Source organism: Gilliamella sp. Bif1-4 (assembly GCF_001690535.1).
GTDB classification, from domain to species: Bacteria; Pseudomonadota; Gammaproteobacteria; order Enterobacterales; family Orbaceae; genus Gilliamella; species Gilliamella bombi.
Genome location: NZ_LZHC01000062.1, coordinates 173,300 through 191,182, shown reverse-complemented (window position 1 = coordinate 191,182; position 17,883 = coordinate 173,300). Strand labels below are relative to the sequence as shown.

Annotated in this window: 20 protein-coding genes and 1 pseudogene; 14 read left to right on the top strand and 7 right to left on the bottom strand. The window is 36.0% G+C overall.

Features of this window, described 5'->3' with window-relative positions:
* Window positions 1-158: 158 nt before the first annotated feature.
* Window positions 159-758, bottom strand: a complete 600-nt coding sequence (gene pdxT, locus A9G25_RS10445) for a pyridoxal 5'-phosphate synthase glutaminase subunit PdxT (protein ID WP_065626866.1) — start codon at window positions 756-758, stop codon at window positions 159-161.
* Complete coding sequence (pdxS, locus tag A9G25_RS10440; protein WP_065568728.1) at window positions 758-1,645, bottom strand: pyridoxal 5'-phosphate synthase lyase subunit PdxS; 888 nt, start codon at window positions 1,643-1,645, stop codon at window positions 758-760. Before pdxS ends, pdxT begins: the two co-directional genes overlap by 1 nt.
* A 204-nt stretch (window positions 1,646-1,849) precedes the next feature.
* Between pdxS and A9G25_RS10435 the strand changes: the two genes are divergently transcribed.
* The 3 genes from A9G25_RS10435 to A9G25_RS10425 all read left to right on the top strand — a co-directional run bounded on the left by A9G25_RS10435 (window position 1,850) and on the right by A9G25_RS10425 (window position 4,804).
* Window positions 1,850-3,259, top strand: coding sequence for an aminotransferase-like domain-containing protein (locus A9G25_RS10435; RefSeq protein ID WP_065626865.1), 1,410 nt, complete (start codon window positions 1,850-1,852; stop codon window positions 3,257-3,259).
* 491 nt (window positions 3,260-3,750) lie between these two features.
* Window positions 3,751-4,014 (top strand): SemiSWEET family transporter, encoded by a 264-nt coding sequence (locus A9G25_RS10430; RefSeq protein ID WP_034914233.1) that lies wholly within the window; start codon window positions 3,751-3,753, stop codon window positions 4,012-4,014.
* Between the two features lie 415 nt (window positions 4,015-4,429).
* On the top strand, window positions 4,430-4,804 hold the full coding sequence (locus A9G25_RS10425; RefSeq protein WP_065626864.1) for a DUF1161 domain-containing protein: 375 nt from the start codon (window positions 4,430-4,432) through the stop codon (window positions 4,802-4,804).
* Window positions 4,805-4,858: 54 nt separating this feature from the next.
* Here the strand turns inward: A9G25_RS10425 and asnA are convergent, their stop codons facing one another.
* Entirely contained in the window at window positions 4,859-5,851 is a 993-nt protein-coding gene (asnA, locus tag A9G25_RS10420) for an aspartate--ammonia ligase (RefSeq protein ID WP_065626863.1), read from the bottom strand.
* A 555-nt stretch (window positions 5,852-6,406) separates the two neighbouring features.
* Between asnA and A9G25_RS10415 the strand changes: the two genes are divergently transcribed.
* The gene (locus A9G25_RS10415) at window positions 6,407-7,900 is read left to right on the top strand and encodes a hypothetical protein (protein WP_065626862.1); all 1,494 of its coding nucleotides are present in this window, start codon (window positions 6,407-6,409) and stop codon (window positions 7,898-7,900) included.
* Between the two features lie 466 nt (window positions 7,901-8,366).
* On the opposite strand, the gene A9G25_RS10410 is transcribed toward A9G25_RS10415, so the two are convergent.
* Both A9G25_RS10410 and crcB read right to left on the bottom strand, forming a co-directional pair.
* The gene (locus A9G25_RS10410) at window positions 8,367-8,786 is read right to left on the bottom strand and encodes a cell division inhibitor SulA (protein WP_065626861.1); all 420 of its coding nucleotides are present in this window, start codon (window positions 8,784-8,786) and stop codon (window positions 8,367-8,369) included.
* Window positions 8,787-8,891: 105 nt separating this feature from the next.
* A complete protein-coding gene (gene crcB, locus A9G25_RS10405) occupies window positions 8,892-9,269 on the bottom strand; it encodes a fluoride efflux transporter CrcB (protein ID WP_065610046.1) in 378 nt (125 codons plus the stop codon).
* A 164-nt stretch (window positions 9,270-9,433) separates the two neighbouring features.
* On the opposite strand from crcB, the gene A9G25_RS10400 reads away from it, so the two are divergent.
* From A9G25_RS10400 to A9G25_RS13445, 8 genes are all read left to right on the top strand, one after another.
* A complete protein-coding gene (locus A9G25_RS10400) occupies window positions 9,434-10,042 on the top strand; it encodes a riboflavin synthase (protein ID WP_065626860.1) in 609 nt (202 codons plus the stop codon).
* A 200-nt stretch (window positions 10,043-10,242) separates the two neighbouring features.
* Window positions 10,243-10,410 (top strand): helix-turn-helix domain-containing protein, encoded by a 168-nt coding sequence (locus A9G25_RS13450; RefSeq protein ID WP_081297237.1) that lies wholly within the window; start codon window positions 10,243-10,245, stop codon window positions 10,408-10,410.
* Complete coding sequence (locus A9G25_RS10395; protein ID WP_141675082.1) at window positions 10,403-10,903, top strand: DDE-type integrase/transposase/recombinase; 501 nt, start codon at window positions 10,403-10,405, stop codon at window positions 10,901-10,903. Before A9G25_RS13450 ends, A9G25_RS10395 begins: the two co-directional genes overlap by 8 nt.
* A 16-nt stretch (window positions 10,904-10,919) precedes the next feature.
* The gene (locus A9G25_RS10390) at window positions 10,920-11,237 is read left to right on the top strand and encodes a hypothetical protein (protein ID WP_065626858.1); all 318 of its coding nucleotides are present in this window, start codon (window positions 10,920-10,922) and stop codon (window positions 11,235-11,237) included.
* Between the two features lie 189 nt (window positions 11,238-11,426).
* A complete protein-coding gene (locus tag A9G25_RS10385) occupies window positions 11,427-13,151 on the top strand; it encodes an RHS repeat domain-containing protein (RefSeq protein ID WP_065626857.1) in 1,725 nt (574 codons plus the stop codon).
* A 3-nt stretch (window positions 13,152-13,154) separates the two neighbouring features.
* Entirely contained in the window at window positions 13,155-13,535 is a 381-nt protein-coding gene (locus tag A9G25_RS10380) for a hypothetical protein (RefSeq protein WP_065626856.1), read from the top strand.
* Window positions 13,536-13,918: 383 nt separating this feature from the next.
* Window positions 13,919-14,491, top strand: a complete 573-nt coding sequence (locus tag A9G25_RS10375; RefSeq protein ID WP_065626855.1) for an RHS repeat domain-containing protein — start codon at window positions 13,919-13,921, stop codon at window positions 14,489-14,491.
* A complete protein-coding gene (locus tag A9G25_RS13445) occupies window positions 14,488-14,727 on the top strand; it encodes a DUF6531 domain-containing protein (RefSeq protein ID WP_442903096.1) in 240 nt (79 codons plus the stop codon). Before A9G25_RS10375 ends, A9G25_RS13445 begins: the two co-directional genes overlap by 4 nt.
* A gap of 35 nt (window positions 14,728-14,762) precedes the next feature.
* On the opposite strand, the pseudogene A9G25_RS13440 reads toward A9G25_RS13445, so the two are convergent.
* Window positions 14,763-15,843 (bottom strand): annotated as a pseudogene (locus A9G25_RS13440) (IS3 family transposase).
* Window positions 15,844-16,188: 345 nt separating this feature from the next.
* Between A9G25_RS13440 and A9G25_RS10360 the strand changes: the two are divergent.
* On the top strand, window positions 16,189-16,839 hold the full coding sequence (locus tag A9G25_RS10360; protein ID WP_065626854.1) for a DUF421 domain-containing protein: 651 nt from the start codon (window positions 16,189-16,191) through the stop codon (window positions 16,837-16,839).
* 74 nt (window positions 16,840-16,913) lie between these two features.
* Here A9G25_RS10360 and A9G25_RS10355 read toward each other — a convergent pair whose 3' ends face one another.
* Window positions 16,914-17,186, bottom strand: coding sequence for a DksA/TraR family C4-type zinc finger protein (locus A9G25_RS10355; RefSeq protein ID WP_065626853.1), 273 nt, complete (start codon window positions 17,184-17,186; stop codon window positions 16,914-16,916).
* A 165-nt stretch (window positions 17,187-17,351) separates the two neighbouring features.
* Here A9G25_RS10355 and msrA point away from each other — a divergent pair, with 165 nt between their 5' ends.
* A complete protein-coding gene (gene msrA, locus A9G25_RS10350) occupies window positions 17,352-17,879 on the top strand; it encodes a peptide-methionine (S)-S-oxide reductase MsrA (protein ID WP_065626852.1) in 528 nt (175 codons plus the stop codon).
* The last annotated feature ends 4 nt before the right edge of the window (window positions 17,880-17,883 follow it).

The following is a 17,883-nucleotide window of genomic DNA, read 5'->3' as shown; positions in this document are numbered from 1 at the left end:
GGTGCCATATAAATTAAAAAAGCCCTCAGACGAGAGCAATAGGTGTCTATTGACAGAATAGCTGGCTATGGTTATTAGCTGTGTTCAAAAATTTTATAGAACACTTAAGCTAGTCATTAATAATCCATTATCAATAACATAAAATAATTATTAATCAATCAATTACAACATTTTTCAATAAAGTAACGCATAATTCGATTATCGGCGGTTAGTTCGGGGTGAAATGAGCAAACCAAAATATTATCTTGCTGTGCCATCACACAATGATTATCAATAAAAGCTAGCTGATTGACTTGCTCACCTGCTTTAGCAATATATGGCGCACGAATAAATACTGCTGGAATTTGCTCACCAATATTTGGTATCTCTAACATTGTCTCAAAGCTGTTAATTTGCCGACCAAAACCATTGCGTTCAACGCAAATATCCATCAAATCTAATAATTCGACCTCGTTATGAGTTGTCGTTTTGCCACAAAGCACTAGTCCAGCACAAGTACCTAAGATTCCTTTACCTTGTTTAGCTAATTGTTTTATTGGCTCTATTAATCCATTTTGTTTTATTAAGCGAATAATAGTGGTTGACTCTCCGCCGGGAATAATTAAGCCATCTAAATTAGCTAATTGTTCGGGTTTCTGAACGAGTGTTGCTTGTACATTATCGATACTATTTAGCATTGAAATATGCTCACTAACCGCTCCTTGTAAGTTGAGCACACCAATGTATTTAACTTTGCTTAGTTTGGATGATTTTGCCATTACCAACCTCGATCTTGCATTCTTTCTGATTGAGTAAGTGTGCTGATTTCAATGCCTTTCATGGCTTCGCCTAATCCTTTTGATAATTCGGCTAATCGTGGATAATCATCAAAATAAGTAGTAGCTTGTACAATGGCTTTGGCAAACTTTTCTGGATTTTGAGATTTAAAAATGCCTGAACCCACAAATACGCCATCGGCACCCAGTTGCATCATAAGTGCCGCATCGGCAGGGGTCGCAACGCCACCTGCGGCAAAATTGACAACGGGTAACTTACCTAGTTGTTTTACTTGTAATACAAGCTCATAAGGTGCGCCAATTTCTTTAGCAAAAGTCATTAGCTCATCTTTTGATTTTCCTGTTACCAAACGGATTTGTTCATTTACTTTACGCATATGGCGAACAGCTTCAACAATATTCCCTGTTCCTGGCTCGCCTTTGGTACGTAACATTGATGCTCCTTCACCAATTCGACGTAATGCTTCACCTAAATCACGACAACCACAAACAAAAGGCACGGTAAATTCATCTTTTAGAAGATGGTACTGTTCATCGGCTGGGGTTAGTACTTCGCTTTCATCAATATAATCAACCCCCATTGATTCTAAAATACGTGCTTCAACAATGTGGCCAATACGTGCTTTAGCCATAACAGGTATGCTAACAGCATTCATGACTTGTTCAACAATAGTAGGATCTGCCATTCGAGCGACACCGCCAGCAGCTCGAATATCTGACGGTACTCGCTCTAAAGCCATTACCGCAACTGCACCAGCTTGTTCGGCAATTTTAGCTTGTTCAGCATTAACAACATCCATGATTACGCCGCCTTTTTGCATTTGTGCCATACCACGTTTAACGGTCTGTGTGCCTGTAATTTGATTCATTTTTTACTCCTAGTTGAAAATTGGCCTTGTTTGAAAAGTATTATTCAAAAAGAAACAGTTAGACGAAACAGCCAATTGGACTATAATAAAACCATCCAATTTTAGGTTTATTGGTGTTACTATAAAAATCGTTCAGGTAGACTATTGATTTTATTTGATTTTTAATGTATTTTCTAAAAAAAAACAAGTATTTAAAAATAAAATATGTGGCAAAAACAAAAACTAACCCAATTTGAAGGATCACTTTTTCAACAACTGACTCATTTAATTGAACATTATATTGAGCAAGGAATTTTGATTGCAGGCGAAAGGTTACCTTCAGAAAGGGAGCTAGCCAAAATGTTACAGATTAACCGCTCAACTGTAGTACATGCATTGGAGCTGTTGACTGAACGAAGCATACTAATTCGACGTCGAGGCAGTGGTACTTATGTCAATAATAAAAAATGGGGCGTACAAACTTATTCATCGATCAATTGGCGTTTACCTGCCCATTTTTATCGAGATAATAAATCATTTTATCAACAAAAAGTGGCACAAGTACGTGCGCAACAAGTGCATATTTGCGATCTGGCTAATGGTGATTTGCCAACCAATTTAATTCCCAAACTCCAGCTACCTAATATCTCGTTAAATGAGTTGATTATGCATGAAAAAAACAGCGATACATTACAATTAGGTTTACCATCGCTTAAAGCTCAAATTGCAACTTACATGCAAACGCAGTTTTCTATGCAAGTTGATATTAACGAAATTTTAATTACATCGGGCACGCAACAGTCGTTATTTCTTATTACACAGGGTTTACTTAAGCCAGGTGATACAGTTGGAATTGAATCTCCTTCCTATTTTTACTCCTTACCTTTGTTTCAGGCTGCTGGGTTACGTTTATATGGTATTGAATGTGATAATGAAGGTATTACTCTTGAAAGCCTAGCAAATTGTGTACAACAACATCAAATAAAATGGTTGTTTTTGAATCCTATATTTCAAAACCCAATGGGCTTTGTTATGAGTAATAAACGAAAACAGGCAATTGTTGCATTTTGCCGTTCGCAATGTATTGGTATTGTTGAGGATGACGCCTATAGCAGTTTAGCTTTTAAACCTAATTTGCCAGTATTGCCCATAAAAAAATGGGATCAGTATAATCAAGTTATCTATTTAGGATCTCTATCAAAATATATAGGGGGAAATATCCGTATTGGGTGGATGGTAGCACCGCGTAATATTATCAAAAATCTGTCCAATATTCGGCAACACATTGATTCGGGGTTAAGTATATTGCCGCAATTATTAGCTCAAGAATATCTACAGCATCATCACACTGTCCATCAACAACAGCTACGGGAAACGTTACAAAGCAGAGCAGAGCAGTTAATGTATTGGTTGGATTGCTATTTCGGTGGTGAGATTACTTATCAACCTCCATTAGGTGGCTTTCATTTATATGCGCATTTACCTGTAAAAACGGTAGCGCAGGAATTAGCCTTACTTAACCAACTGTTATCAAAAGGTGTAACGGTATCGCAAGGGACTGACTTTGGTGATAACTTAGGGACAATTAGATTAAGTTATGGGCATTTTGAACAGCAAATAATCTCAAAAAAATGATAAAAACACTTGCTTTTTTAGATAAAATAAAATTAATTTTATGGTCGTTTAATATTTAATCTTTTCAATAAATACGTTAATAATCATGTTGTTACGTAGTTATCAACAGGTTTATTCAGTAGTTATTAAGTCATAAAGTGAATAAATATCTTAAGCCCCCTTTTTTAATTATCCGCAAATAAACCACACTCAAAAAAGCTGAATAGGAATTGAGCAAAATATCACCTTTTAACCAATTATTGAAATTAGTTTTTTCTTGTTATTTGCTTTTGTAACGCAATGCTAACAAATGACAAATTTTTATAACATTATGAATAAATGTAAAATCACTTATAAATAACATTATGGCTTAATCAAAAATTGGCTAATTACTTACCTTTTTTTTATTTTACTTTACCATTGAACCAAATATGTTAGTTTACTGCCACTATTCTGAATCGTTATAATTACAAGCATCAGGTGAAAACCATAAACGATATTAGGAGACTATTTTGCATCTTTCATCTAAGGCTTTTCGTATTTTGGGTATTATCGCTACAGTGGCGTCATTAGGGATGTATGTTTCTTATATTCCACAAATCATCGATAATTTGCATGGATTGAAAACAAATCCAATTCAACCATTAGCCGCTTCCATTAACTGCTCGCTTTGGGTCTGTTATGGCCTGCTACAAGAAAAGAAAGATTGGCCACTAGCAATTGCTAATTCACCAGGCGTAATTTTTGGGTTAATTGCCTTTTTTACTGCTCTGTAATTTATATAAGGGCATTATGTAACAGGTAATTAGTTGCGTTTAAATTATTGCTTTTGGGATAGCATTTTTGTTGTTGGAGTTGATAGTAAATTTCAACAAGGATTGCAAAAAAGATTTTTTTGTTATCAAATTAAATCGAAAATTGTACAGATTAATATTTAACCAGTAAAAAAATTATTTAATAATTAAAATGTTATTGAGTTATTAACAGGTTTGTTAAATACTTATCAAATTGTACAGTGAATAAATCAAGTTAATCGATTTGCTTTAATATTATCGACAAAATGATAGTTTTTTGAAACTTGCAATTATGCTGGCAGATTATTTTTAAGTACATCTTAAAAGAAGATAGACAGACTAATAGATAGTTTTATAATGCATCCAAAAATCAAATAACCGTTAAAAGGGAAAGAAAATGAAAAAATTAATTGGTGTATTTTTACTTAGTTTACCCATGTTGGCAGTAGCTTCAAATTGTGATGAAATTAGTGCTAATATTGCTGAAAAAATCAAAAATAACGGTGTTGATCCGTCACTATTTCAGTTAAAACTTGAACCATCTGATAAATCAGAACAACAAATCGAAGGTAAAATTGTTGGTTCATGCGATCGTGGTCAACAACGTATTGTTTATGTTCGTTTGGATGGTTTTGCAACGCAAACTCAAACAGAAACTCAACCAGCTAATACAAAAGAGGAAACTAAGAACAGTAAAGATAAAGCAATACTATCAACAAACCCCCCAACCGAATCAACACCAGCCGAAGGTAAATTACCCGTTAAAAATTAATTTGTAATTTTGCAGAAAAATAGGGCGTAATGCCCTATATTTGTATGTTTGTGACTAGAGCAAATGGCTGTAATTTGCTTTGACGTCTTCGTTCCATACGCTTGATTGTACTTGACCAATGTGTTTTTGTTGTAAAAGTAACATAACCAAACGCGATTGCCCAATTCCACCACCAATGGTTTGCAACAAATCGCCATTAATTAATGCTTTATGCCAAGCAAGTTCTAAACGATCTTCGTCATTTGTTAGTTTTAATTGACGTTTTAACGTTTCTGGATTGACACGAATCCCCATTGATGAAATTTCCAATGCTCTATGCAAAATTGGATTCCACACTAAAATATCGCCATTTAAGCCATTAGATCCTAAATCGTTTTCACTGCTCCAGTCATCATAATCAGGTGCACGAGCATCGTGCTTTTCATTATTTGATAATTTACCGCCAATACCAATTAAAAACACAGCTCCAAGCTCTTTAGTTATTGCGTTTTCACGCTCTTTTGGAGATAAATTTGGATAGCGTTTTAATAACTGCTCACTATCGATAAAGGTGATAGATTCGGGTAAAAATTGTGAAAGATGATACTGTTGTGAAACAATTTTTTCGGTCGCTTTAATGGCTGCATAAATATTTTCGACCGCTTGTTTTAGATAAGTTAAATTGCGATCTTCTGGACGAATTACTTTTTCCCAATCCCACTGATCAACATAAACTGAATGAATTGGCGAAAGTTGCTCCTCGTCTGGGCGTAATGCTTTCATATTAGTGTAGATTCCTTCGCCAACTTCGAAATGATGATCGCTCAAAATTTTACGCTTCCATTTAGCTAGTGAATGTACCACTTCATATTGTGCATTAGGTATTGCTTTTACCTTAACTTGTACTGCATGCTCGGTACCTGACAGATTATCTTGAATACCATCGCCAACTTTACTTAATAACGGAGCTTGCACTTCGATCAGTGATAAACGCTCGGCAAGTTGATCAGCAAAGAATTGCTTAACAAAGCTAATTTGCTGTTGCTGCTCTTTAAATGATATCGTCATGTTTACGCTCTAATCATTTATTTAATTTTCAGTGTGCCAGTAAAGTAAACTAGATGAGTGAATTTTGCAAGATGAAGATAGAAAGCTAAAGCATCGACTTGTTTAAATTGAATAAACGCTTGATTTTGCTAAAAAATGCAAATTTAAAAATTCAATAAAATCAATTAGTTACCTGAGTGATTTTAGAGTAAAACATACTCATAGCGCCATAAAGTTAATATGCTTGTCTTATAACAGCATTAAAATGCATGATCACTAAGTTAAATTAACACGGCAAACTGGCTGTTTGGTGATTTTGTGTTTTGGCGGTTATTACTGATATTTAGTTTTAAAAACAAAAAGCTAATTTGTCATAAACTTAACATCATATTTTAATAAAAAATTGACTTATTGCTAAAGCTGAATCGTTTCTATCTTTACATTTCTTTACAAAAAAATAAGCCCAAAAACTAGCCAAATATTTTTTTAACGGCTATACTTTCAGCGATTTAGGAGAGCAAGCGTATTTAACAAGCCAATACAAATAAAACAATGTTACTTGATGGATGAATCGTAATGCAATATCATTTTTGTCACAAGACTTGGCAAGCCTATGTCTTAAATTTATCAAATAATTTTATTCGACGAGTGTTTACTCAAAACTTATTTATATCTCTGAAATTATCTATAAAATTATTTTTTAAAATTCAATTGGTACTGGCGCCGTTGTTGTTATTGCCGTATTCATTGGAATCGCAAGCATTATCGGCCACTACATCGAAAACCATTCAAGGCACAGCCCCCTATTTAACGCTTGATGGCGGTATCACTAAAGAGACTAATATAGATGGCTTATTAGCTATTACGTTATCAGACGGTCGAACATTTACACCACAAAATAATCCTTCATCACCGACAGCACCAATTGAGCTACCTGTAGAGTATACTTGGGATAATATTTATATGATAGTTCCGCCATTAAGAGAGATGATCCATATGGACGAGTTGGTGGCACAAGGTAAATTGCGCGATGATGATGGAGATCTTATCATGGCAAATGGGGATATCACTTTGTCTATCTTTGATAAAAATGGTCAATGGATTAATACTGATCGTACTAGTAATAGTAGATTAACGATATGTGGTGCACCTTATGCAGTGAGATTAGAGAGTTCACCTGTTAGTTTATTTACTATGTATGGTGACCCATCTTATAGTATGCTCGAAGGAGGTTCGGTAACGTATTACATTAGTCCAAATATCTCCTCTAAAGTCTGTTCTGCAAAGCCGAATAACGGTGGCGTGGATGGTCCAGCTGACATATGGAATCCGATGAAGGGCTTCTTTGTTCAATCAATTAATCCTGATTTATACGACCTAAATTTTCCGACTACGGGTGCGCATAATTTATATTTTGATTTACTCATAGGAGGAGTAGATGAAAGTCAGTTGACTTGGTCGCCAGTTACACTTGGGGGAATCACAGCGACAGTAACGAAAGAAGTGGTTACTAATTGGGCGGGGGGTGAAAAAGTTATAACACGCGTTAGGTTGACAGGACCAGCGGCAAGTGATAGTCAAAAAGACTCAGATAGTCCAGGTCAAGTTGCCGTGCCAGATTTACCACAGGTATTTGAATTAGAGGGTCGGGATAGTAGTGATAATGTGGTTGTGAAATATGGATTTAAGTTAAAGCAGTGGTTTGTTGCACGAGGAAATAAGTTAGGGACATTTTCTGAGCAAGAATCTTGGTGTAATAGCATAGGTTATCGTCTGCCTCGGATAAGCGATTTAACCAATGCGAAATGTGGTGTAGATAAAAATAGCTTTCCATGTGTAGAAAGCATAGATGGTGCTAAGCCTTCATCAACAGGTAATTATTCTAAGAGACGAATAGGCGCAGGTTTTTTTACCGAGTGGGGCTCAGTGTTTGAATATAATACCGATGCTGATCTCGGATTCGACCATTGGACGAGTGATATAATGGGAACCAATCCGTTTCTTGTATACGAAGGCATGGTTACTGGATTTTATGGGGTTTATGATGCTTCTGCTATTTGCACGTTTTAGTGGTTAGTTCAGTTTTAAAGCACAGGGATATTTATGGCGTTAATCAAGGACAATCTAGCCAAGAACTAAGCGCTACTCAATGGAGCATCGGCTGGCAAAACCAGTTGGCCTTAAGCTTTAATAACTTAAAGTCAAAAAACGCCCCGACTAATAAGATTTAAAAATTTGCGCTTTGATTATTAACCAGTTGTTATTAAACAGCTGTTATTAAATAATAAAAGCGCTTTTCTTGAAAAATAAAGCCACAATAATAAAAAAGAATTAATCTATAAATCATTAATTTTAATTAAAAAATAGATTAAACTATGAAAGCAAACAGTCTGATTATTCTTTATTAACTACCTTATTATTAACGTATCAAACTTAAATTAAAGTATGGAATGGCAACACATTTTCAAACAAAAAAATTAAGAGGTAAGTGTTTTTTAAATTCAACGGGAGGCAAGTAGCCTAGCGAAGAACGTAATCATTTATGATTATACCAATAAGCATAAGCCGAAATAGATTGTTCACTTTGCTCATCGTGTACTAAAAGTAGACAAGTATCACTTAATGATACGGCTTTTTGTAAGCGTGCTTTGTCTTGATCATTAAGATTATTGATACAAGCAACCACATAGCTGCAGGTTTTGTATTGTAATGCTTTTTCAATGGTTGATACTAGGTTTTCATTATTTAAATTTGCTAGATGAATCACTTTGTGTTTATCTAACCCAGCAGTATTAACCCATGAACGTTTTAACATTGGTCTGTCAGAAAGCCATAATTGCCATTTTTTAGCTTTATTAAGTGATTTTAATAAAGGGCGTTGTTGTTGTAATATTTGTTGAAAAGGGGACTCAAAATTAATAGCCATAAGTTGTTGTGTAGAATGTTCAATAAGCATAATAACCTCTTTACTGTTTTTCTATACAGTGTATATTAATACAGTGTTTTAAGGTTGTAAACTCTATTTATGATTATTTTTATGTGATTTATTAATTGAGTTATTTTAAGATCGCAAATATTGATACGATAAAATACCTAAATATGTCATTAAAACTGAACCAATTACATGAATCAATATTGTTGCTAAACCCCAAGATATTCGACCGTCTTGTAAAAAGTTAACCACCTCGGCAGAAAAGGTTGAAAAAGTTGATAAGCCACCACAAAAACCCGTTATAACCAATAACCGCCATTCAGGAGAAAGGTTAGAGTGATTAAAAAAGGCAATTGCAAAGCCAATAATATAGCCAGCAACTAAATTAGATAGCAATGTACCCAGTGGAATAGTAAAAGCAATAACATTGAGTTTAAGTGATAAGAACCAACGCATTAATCCCCCTGCTACTGAACCGACAGAAATGGCTAAAATCAGTTTTAACATAATGATATATCCTTGACTATACTTTGAAATATGAATTTGTTATCGCTATAGATAATAGGTGATCGGGAAATATTTAAAAGATCATACCAGTAGAAAATAGAAATAGGAAATCCTAATCAGATTGAGATAGAATATTCAATATTAAGAAAATTTGAGGTATATCTATGTTTACAGGCATTGTTCAAGGCGTTGGTCAAATTATTGATATTTTTGATCAAAATAAATTAAGAACATATAAAGTTAAATTACCGCATCAATTAACTAATAAAATTGAAATAGGGGCGTCGATTGCCAATGATGGATGTTGCTTAACAGTAACGGGGTTTGATAAAGATATTGTGTCGTTTGATATTATGGAAGAAACTCTTGCATTAACGACATTGGGCGATAAAAAAATCGATGATTTTGTGAATATTGAGCGTAGTGCTAAATATGGTGACGAAATTGGTGGTCATGTAATGTCTGGGCATATATCTTGCACTGCAACTATTGTTGATATTCAAAAAACTGCCACAAATTGTGAAATGACGCTACAATTGCCGAAAGAATTTATGAAATATGTATTATATAAAGGCTTTATAGGTATTGATGGCGCAAGCCTAACAATTGGGCAGGTAAAAGAAGATCGTTTTGCTATTCATTTAATCCCTGAAACGTTAGTTATTACCACGTTAGATTCAAAAAGAGTAGGCGACAAAGTTAACATCGAAATTGATTCCCAAACTCAAGCCATTGTTGATACAGTTGAAAGGGTATTGGCAGCAAAAGATTGATAATATTTAGTTTTGATTCTCGATTAATTTGAGAAAAACATTATTAGATTGTTGTTGGGTAAATTGTTGATTTTAATTAAATATTTACGTTGATTTACCTGGGTTAAAACATGAAGTGCAATTTTAAACTCGGTGGAGTGAAGAAAGTATAAAGGTGATTTATACTAGCTACTTCACACCACCACAGTTTGGAGATTGCTATGCATTATAATCACCTTTCTAGGAAGGAACGATACCAGATTTTCGTATTATTACAAGCCGGAAAGAATAAAAAAGAGATAGCCCAGCAACTTAATAGACATCCCTCAGTGCTAAACGTAAAAAACATATTCCTCCCCACGAACACCAAAAAAGCTATTGGTGCCTAATAAACAAGGTGAATGTTGGACAATGGATTTTATGAGTGATAGTAGCCGTAATCAACGTCGCTTTAGGACATTTAATGTCATCGGTGACTTTAATCGTGATGCGTTAGGTATTGATATTGCAGTAAGCTTACCGGCAGGAAGGATTACCCGTTACTTAGATAAACTGGCCAAATATCATGGGTATCCATTAAAAATACGGGTCGATAATGGACCCGAATTTACAGGAAAAACCTTTATAAACTGGGCTAAATCACATGATATAACCATTGATTATATAAAGCCTGGCAGCCCTTATCAAAATGGCTATATTGTAGTTAAAACAAAGAAGGGCTGGATAGGAATAGAAGTAACAAGTAAAACAGCACCCAAGGGAATTCAAGCAGCAAAAGAAGAGGATATTCGAAGAGGTGGTGGTGTTTTTGTGCGTCATCCAAAAACCAAAGCGTTGATAAAACTTTCTGATGATTTATCTAAAATAATACGTTTAGAATAGAAGGAGTTGTAAAGATATGAACATAAAAAGATTTAGTTATTCAGCACTTTTAGAAAAAAGTGAAGATTTAACTTATCGTAAGCAAGTAACTGATCTAGCAACAGTATTAATGACCTTTTTTAAAGAGAATAATTTAATTACAGTTGATCCCTTTAACGAAGATGGTAGCCTAAAGGAAGATGATTTCGCTTTGTATAATTCTGATTTTACTAAGGTCGGTAGGCTTTTATTTGATCAGTATTATCCAAAATGGTCTGCCTATCTAGATCGTGGTGGGGATGTTCATAATACAAAGATATTTGAAAAAGGTTTAAAGGCATTAACAAGTAGGTAAATAAGACACCGAATTTTGCTACATTTGGCTGATATCCACAGTTCTTGCTAATCCAAATCCATTAACTAAGTTAGCTAATATTGATGCTAACAATTAATATAACAAAAAAGAGCCCATAATTACTTATGGAGCTCTTATCGCCTATAACCAGCGCCACTAGTTAACGAGTGAAACTGACTTGACTGGGCAATGGCGCAATTGGCGGGGCAGCCACTGGCTGCAGAGCAATACCAACAACTTAGTTTCACAACCGACGAGCTGGGACAGCTGATTACTGAACAAAATCACGATGGACCCCATCACTATCAGTATGACGCGCTGGGCAACTTACTCACCCACACGTTACCGGATGGCAATCAGCTCAGCTACTTCTACTATGGCTCAGGTCACCTAAGCCAACTCAACTTCAAAACCCCCGATAAGGTGTATGAGATTGCCGACTACGAACGTGACCGGCTACATCGGGAAATAAAACGCCGTCAGGGGCACCTAACTCAAACCCTAACCTTTGACCGACTAGGCAGAATGACGGCTAAGCGCACCTATCTTAACCATCAGAGTAACCACGCCTCACCGCTGATAGATAAATGCTTTGATTACGACCACGCCAACAACTTAATCCAGCAGGTCAACGGCTATGGCAACGACCCAACACACACACTAGACCAGTCCGCGCGTTACAGCCAGTGTTATCAATACGATGCTGCCCATCAAGTAATACAACAACGTCAGCACCACGACTGGCAGCGTTTTATCTACGACCCCGCGGGTAACTTACTTAATCAGCAGGGACAACTAAGCAAAGGCAACCAGCTCCAACAATACAACGGCTACCACTACCGTTATGATGGTTTTGGACGATTAATTGAACGACAACGCCCTAGCGATGGCTTAACTCAGCACTTTAGCTACAACCACCAACATCAATTGATAGAAGCTCGGGTAGACAGCCACCTGCACCGCTCCATGACCCGATACCAATACGATGCCCTTGGTCGACGACTTAGCAAAACCACCGAGCAGTACGACAAATACAGCCGCCAGCATACGACGACCCGTACTGATTTTAGTTGGCAGGGGCTACGCTTAAGTGGCGAACGCAGTAGCGCCCAGCCACTCCGGCAAATACGTTATATCTACAACGAACAAAGCTACGAGCCCATCGCCAAAATCATTAGCGACCGCCATCCAAAAACGGGGGAAATTGAGCAACAAGTACACTACTTCCATACCCTCGCTAACAGCCTGCCGACGGAGCTCACCAATGAACAAGGGCAAATAATCTGGCAGGCAGATTACCAACTATTTGGGCAGATAAAACGGCAGCACAACCGCGATAACTTATACAGCACTGACAAAATCGAACAAAACCTGCGCTTTGCGGGGCAATATTACGATAACGAAACTGGTTTACATTACAACACATTTCGGTATTATGACCCTAACTGCGGACGCTTCACCCAACCCGACCCGATAGGCTTAGCTGGCGGTATTAATCTTTATCAATATGCGCCTAATACCTTGACTTGGGTGGATCCGTGGGGGCTGAGTTGTGGATCTAGTGCTTATAAAGGCAAACTTAATTCGGCTGCCTCTAAAATGAAACCGATTCAACGAGGAACAAAAGAATGGAAATTGGCAATAAAAAATACACAGGCAGCCTTGTTAGCTGGTAATAAATTTCAGGTAAAAGTTAAATCAAGTACTGATGCTAAAGCTTTTTTAAAAGAAGCTCAAGGAAATATGAACCGTTATAAAGCTCATACTCAAAGTTCTAGACCTGATGGTGCGCCTAAATATCCTAAAGGATACGAACAACACATGAATCCAGAAAGCGGTTTTGGTGATACTCCGCATATTAAATGGTATAACAATGGAACGGATGGTCATATTTTTTATGATATTCCAAATTAAATTATGAAAAATAATTATTCATTCAAACAATTAATTTATAAAGAAATCATTTCAGAATTTGAGAAAAATGATATTTTTCTGAGTATGCTAAATATTATACATACAGGAAATTTATTATTATATACAACCTCCTTTTCTGACCTAATTCCTTTTTTCACAGAGGAAAAATATTATATTGCACATAAATTGGTTTCTTATAAAGGAAAAAAAATAATAATAAAAGGAGAAATGTTTAAAGTTTCAAAAAGTGAACTAATAAATTTTATTCAAAAATCAATAGATATTGGTGATATGCGAGAATTTCTGATTTCGCCGATTTCGACCAACAGTAAAAAGGAAGTTCTATACTTAACAGAAGATTCATATTATTTATATGAATCTTAGCTTTTTTAACTATCCATAACGGGAGTAAATACATCACGACAACCTCGAGGACAGATTACCGACTTTACCGATGTGGAAGGCAATCACTACACCTTAAGTTGGAATAAACAATCCAATCTCACTAAATTTATTGACCCACAAGGGGGAGAGTATCGTTTTCATTACGATGATATGGGCAATTTAGAGCTGGCAGTCAACCCGCTGGGCGAAGTCAGCAGTATCATCTCTATTACGGTGCCGGGCATTTAAGCCAACTAAAATTAACCACGCCAGACCAGCATAGTTATCCGCTGGCTGACTATGAGCGTGACCGCCTGCACCGTGAAATCAGCCGTACGCAAGGAGTACTAACTCAAAACCAGCGTTTTGACAATCTAGGGCGCATGACGCACAAATACAGCTGTATTACTGAACTAAGCAACCATGCACAACCGCTAATAGACAAACGATTTGACTATGACCGTGCCGGCAACCTTATCGGGCAAGCCAACAGCTATGGTAATTACCCGAATCGGGTATTAAATAAATCCCCCCGTTACAGTGAAAATTATCACTACGACCCGGTACAGCAAATTACCGGTTTACAAACGCATTACGGGCAACACCACTTTGCCTATGACCCAGCCGGCAATCTGCTTAATGACCACAGCCAAGCAATCCAACACAACCGCTTAACGCACTATAACGGCTACTATTACCGCTATGATTTTGTCAAAGGACCAATAACATATTCCAAACAGAAGGATGTTGAATTTTTCATTTTTATACCTTATAAAGATTTCGATATATTTACTGAACAAATGAACTATATTTTGGATTGCATAGGACAAGGAATTATATTTGTATTTAAGAAATACAAAACAGATCCTATAGGAGTAGAAGAGGTAATGGATAAAATGAAAGCCTTAATAGCCAGTGATCCAGAAAAATATCAGAAATGGACTAAAGTGGAATAACCGAGAAATCATTCAGTTTTTACAGCATCTGGCAGCGCCTATATAACAGCCGCAATCCAGCAGTGGGTCTATTAGGACGTGGTTGGCGTCTACCTTTTGAAGTAACACTGCGCATTGTTTCCACCTCTGATTCACAGCACGCCGATACCCTTATCTATACCGACCAAAGCGGTCGCGAACTGGGTCTTGGTGTTGTAGGGTTAGGGCAAACGCTGTTTTATCCCGATGAAGTGTAAATACCCCAAACTTAGTACACAACTCACGTAGAAAATCATGCTGCTTGTTTTAGTGTTTTATACTCAATCGGCGTCATGTTATTTAATACCTCATGCGGTCTTTCGGTGTTATAAATCGTTAACCATTCTTCGGTTATTCTCCTTGCTTGTGCTAAGTTGTTAAAAAGATATAAATCGAGTACTTCAGTACGATAGGTACGATTAAATCGTTCAATATAGCCATTTTGATAAGGGCTACCGGGCTGGATATAATCAATGGTTATATCATGTGATTTAACCCAGTTTATAAAGGTTTTTCCTGTAAATTCGGGTCCATTATCGACCCGTATTTTTAATGGATACCCATGATATTCGGCCAGTTTATCTAAATAACGGGTAATCCTTCCTGCCGGTAAGCTTACTGCAATATCAATACCTAACGCCTCACGATTAAAGTCATCGATGACATTGAATGTCCTATAGTGACGTTGATTACGGCTACTGTCACTCATAAAATCCATTGACCAACATTCACCTTGTTTATTAGGCACCAATAGCTTTTCTGGGCATCGTGGAGGAATGCGTTTTTTACGCTTTACTCTGAGATGAAGCTTTAATTCACAATACACCCGATAAACACGCTTATGGTTCCATTGATAGCCGAGCTTTTGATACGATTAAAGCATTTAGGAAAGCCCCCAACGTAAATGCCGGTCTGTGATAGTATTCAACACCGAAATAATTACTGAATCATCCTGTAACTTAGGTTGATAATCGTAAGCACAACGGCTTAAGCGAACAATGGCACAACTCATAGCAATAGTAACAGAATGATTTTGTTGTAGTTGCGGTGCCACGTTTTACGTGCCTTTGTGGGCACTAAAGCTTTTTTATGATTTCTTCCTGAAGCTGGGATTTTAAGCTTAGTTCGGCAAACATCTGCTTAAGCTTGCGATTTTCAGCCTCCAGCTCCTTTAAGTGTTTGATATCCGAAATTTCCATTCCACCGTATTTTTCTCGCTATTTATAGAAAGTTGAATTACCCATGCCATATTTACGGCACAGTTCCTTGACAGGAATACCTGCTTCAGCTTCTTTTAAAATAGCTACGATTTGATGTTCAGTCATTTTTTTCATAATTAAATCCCCTTTTCTTTTATCATAGAGAATTTTCTACTTTTTTTGCTGTACTATTTTAGGGGATAGTTACATAGTGTACACTACACATAATAGAAATTAGTTATCGCAATCAAAGTAATAATCTTATAATTTGTATAAATTTTAGAGTAAAATACAATCAATAAGTTATATTAATAGTCATACCCTGTTTTAGTCATAAAAAAAGATACGCATTGATTATCAATTAAACAAAAATTATACTGGTTTATACATAAATTATTACCTGTTTCGATACAGAAGCTTCTATTGATTCTGCATTTGGAATTGTAGTTCAACATATTTTGTTTAGCTTGGAGAAAGGAAATGTATTTATTAGAAATGACACCAAAATTTTTATTAGCTTTAATTATTTTACTTGTTTATGTGAAGTTATCTGGTAAAAGCCAAATAGCACCAATGTCACAGCTTGATCAGGTTGGTAGTATGGTTATTGGTGCGTTGGTTGGGGGGGCCTTACTTAGTCCGACAGTATCTTCTTGGGAATCGGCTGGATTAGTGGCTATTTGGGCTGGCTTACTTGTTTTAATTCGATTTATCAAATCTAAAAACTCACGTTTACGCGATGCTATAGATGGCGAACCAATCCAACTTGTTAAAAATGGGCATTTAATAACGGATAATTTTGTTAAAGCCAACTTACCAGTAAGGGATTTTGAAACCTTAGTCAATATACAAGGCATAGCTTCTTTTGATGAGTTAAAAGAGGTTTGGTATGAACTAAATGGTTCGTTAACTGTTATCAAAAAAGGTGATAAAGATATTGCTGTGCTTATTATCGAAAATGGCGGTATTAGCCATGACAATTTAGAGCAACTTAAAAAAGATGAAAATTGGGTTAAACAAGAGATTGCAAAACAAGGTTATGAAAAATTAGAAGATATTTTTTGTGCTGAATGGTTTGATAATAAATTAATTGTTTATCCTTATGACGCTGTTCGTGAAGGAAAAAAATAACTATTATTTGTATCTTAGGGTGGATAGTAATCCACCCATCTTTTAGCTAAATTGGTTAAAAATGTATCTTCAAATTAACGTAGTTGGCTATCTTTGCTGCCACGACGATTATATAAACTTGCTGCTTTAGCTAATTGTTTATCGATTTCTTGTTGGCAAGACAAACAATATTGTACGCCAGGCAATGCTGATCTTCTGGCTTTTGCAATAGGCTCTCCACATTCAATACAAAAATGAGCACTAATTGTACCGTGATTGAGTTGTCTTCTTGCATTTTCGATGGCATCGGCAATAGTGCCTTCGATTTGTTGATTAACGGCATCGTCAGACGCCCATCCACTTGCCATAAATGAATCCTTCTATAACTGAAATAGTTGGGTAATGATATGGTGTTTTTTTAAACATTTTCAAGTAGTATACTAATTTAAAGTAGTGCATTTTAGTGTTAATGATTATGCTGAAGTTAAGCAATAAATAGAAGTATTGTTTAACATATTAAGTGGGAGGTTATTATGCAACAATATGAACAAGCAATATTTGCAGGTGGTTGTTTTTGGTGTATGGTTAAACCCTTTGATCAGTATGAAGGGGTTATTAGTGTTGCAGCAGGATATACTGGGGGGAATGTAATCAATCCAACCTATCAACAAGTCTGCTCAGGCACAACAGGGCACACTGAAGCGGTACAAATCAAGTTTGATCCAAAAGTTATTAGTTATAAAAAATTGCTTGAAATTTTTTGGAAACAAATCGATCCAACTGATTCACAAGGACAATTTGCTGATCGAGGTGATTCTTATCGTCCTGTTATTTTTTATCATAATGAATATCAACATAAACTAGCATTAGCGTCTAAACAAGCGTTACAAGATAGTAAGAAGTTTGATAAGCCTATAGGTGTCGCTATCGAGCCTGCGGTTGCCTTTTACCTAGCTGAGGATTATCACCAAAATTATTATACAAAACAATCCCAGAATTATAATCAATATTATCAATTATCAGGGAGATCAAAGTTTTTAGCACAGCATTGGCAAAAATAAAGAG

Bases quoted from the DNA above. Each gene is read 5' to 3' on its own strand.
- A9G25_RS10410 (WP_065626861.1), bottom strand. From the start codon at position 8,786: ATGCTTATTGAACATTCTACACAACAACTTATGGCTATTAATTTTGAG.
- A9G25_RS10400 (WP_065626860.1), top strand. From the start codon at position 9,434: ATGTTTACAGGCATTGTTCAAGGCGTTGGTCAAATTATTGATATTTTT.
- A9G25_RS10380 (WP_065626856.1), top strand. From the start codon at position 13,155: ATGAAAAATAATTATTCATTCAAACAATTAATTTATAAAGAAATCATT.
- A9G25_RS10355 (WP_065626853.1), bottom strand. From the start codon at position 17,186: ATGGCAAGTGGATGGGCGTCTGACGATGCCGTTAATCAACAAATCGAA.
- msrA (WP_065626852.1), top strand. From the start codon at position 17,352: ATGCAACAATATGAACAAGCAATATTTGCAGGTGGTTGTTTTTGGTGT.
- asnA (WP_065626863.1), bottom strand. From the start codon at position 5,851: ATGACGATATCATTTAAAGAGCAGCAACAGCAAATTAGCTTTGTTAAG.
- pdxS (WP_065568728.1), bottom strand. From the start codon at position 1,645: ATGAATCAAATTACAGGCACACAGACCGTTAAACGTGGTATGGCACAA.
- A9G25_RS10435 (WP_065626865.1), top strand. From the start codon at position 1,850: ATGTGGCAAAAACAAAAACTAACCCAATTTGAAGGATCACTTTTTCAA.
- A9G25_RS10415 (WP_065626862.1), top strand. From the start codon at position 6,407: ATGCAATATCATTTTTGTCACAAGACTTGGCAAGCCTATGTCTTAAAT.
- A9G25_RS13450 (WP_081297237.1), top strand. From the start codon at position 10,243: ATGCATTATAATCACCTTTCTAGGAAGGAACGATACCAGATTTTCGTA.
- A9G25_RS10375 (WP_065626855.1), top strand. From the start codon at position 13,919: ATGACGCACAAATACAGCTGTATTACTGAACTAAGCAACCATGCACAA.
- A9G25_RS10390 (WP_065626858.1), top strand. From the start codon at position 10,920: ATGAACATAAAAAGATTTAGTTATTCAGCACTTTTAGAAAAAAGTGAA.
- A9G25_RS10425 (WP_065626864.1), top strand. From the start codon at position 4,430: ATGAAAAAATTAATTGGTGTATTTTTACTTAGTTTACCCATGTTGGCA.
- crcB (WP_065610046.1), bottom strand. From the start codon at position 9,269: ATGTTAAAACTGATTTTAGCCATTTCTGTCGGTTCAGTAGCAGGGGGA.
- pdxT (WP_065626866.1), bottom strand. From the start codon at position 758: ATGGCAAAATCATCCAAACTAAGCAAAGTTAAATACATTGGTGTGCTC.
- A9G25_RS10385 (WP_065626857.1), top strand. From the start codon at position 11,427: ATGGCGCAATTGGCGGGGCAGCCACTGGCTGCAGAGCAATACCAACAA.
- A9G25_RS10360 (WP_065626854.1), top strand. From the start codon at position 16,189: ATGTATTTATTAGAAATGACACCAAAATTTTTATTAGCTTTAATTATT.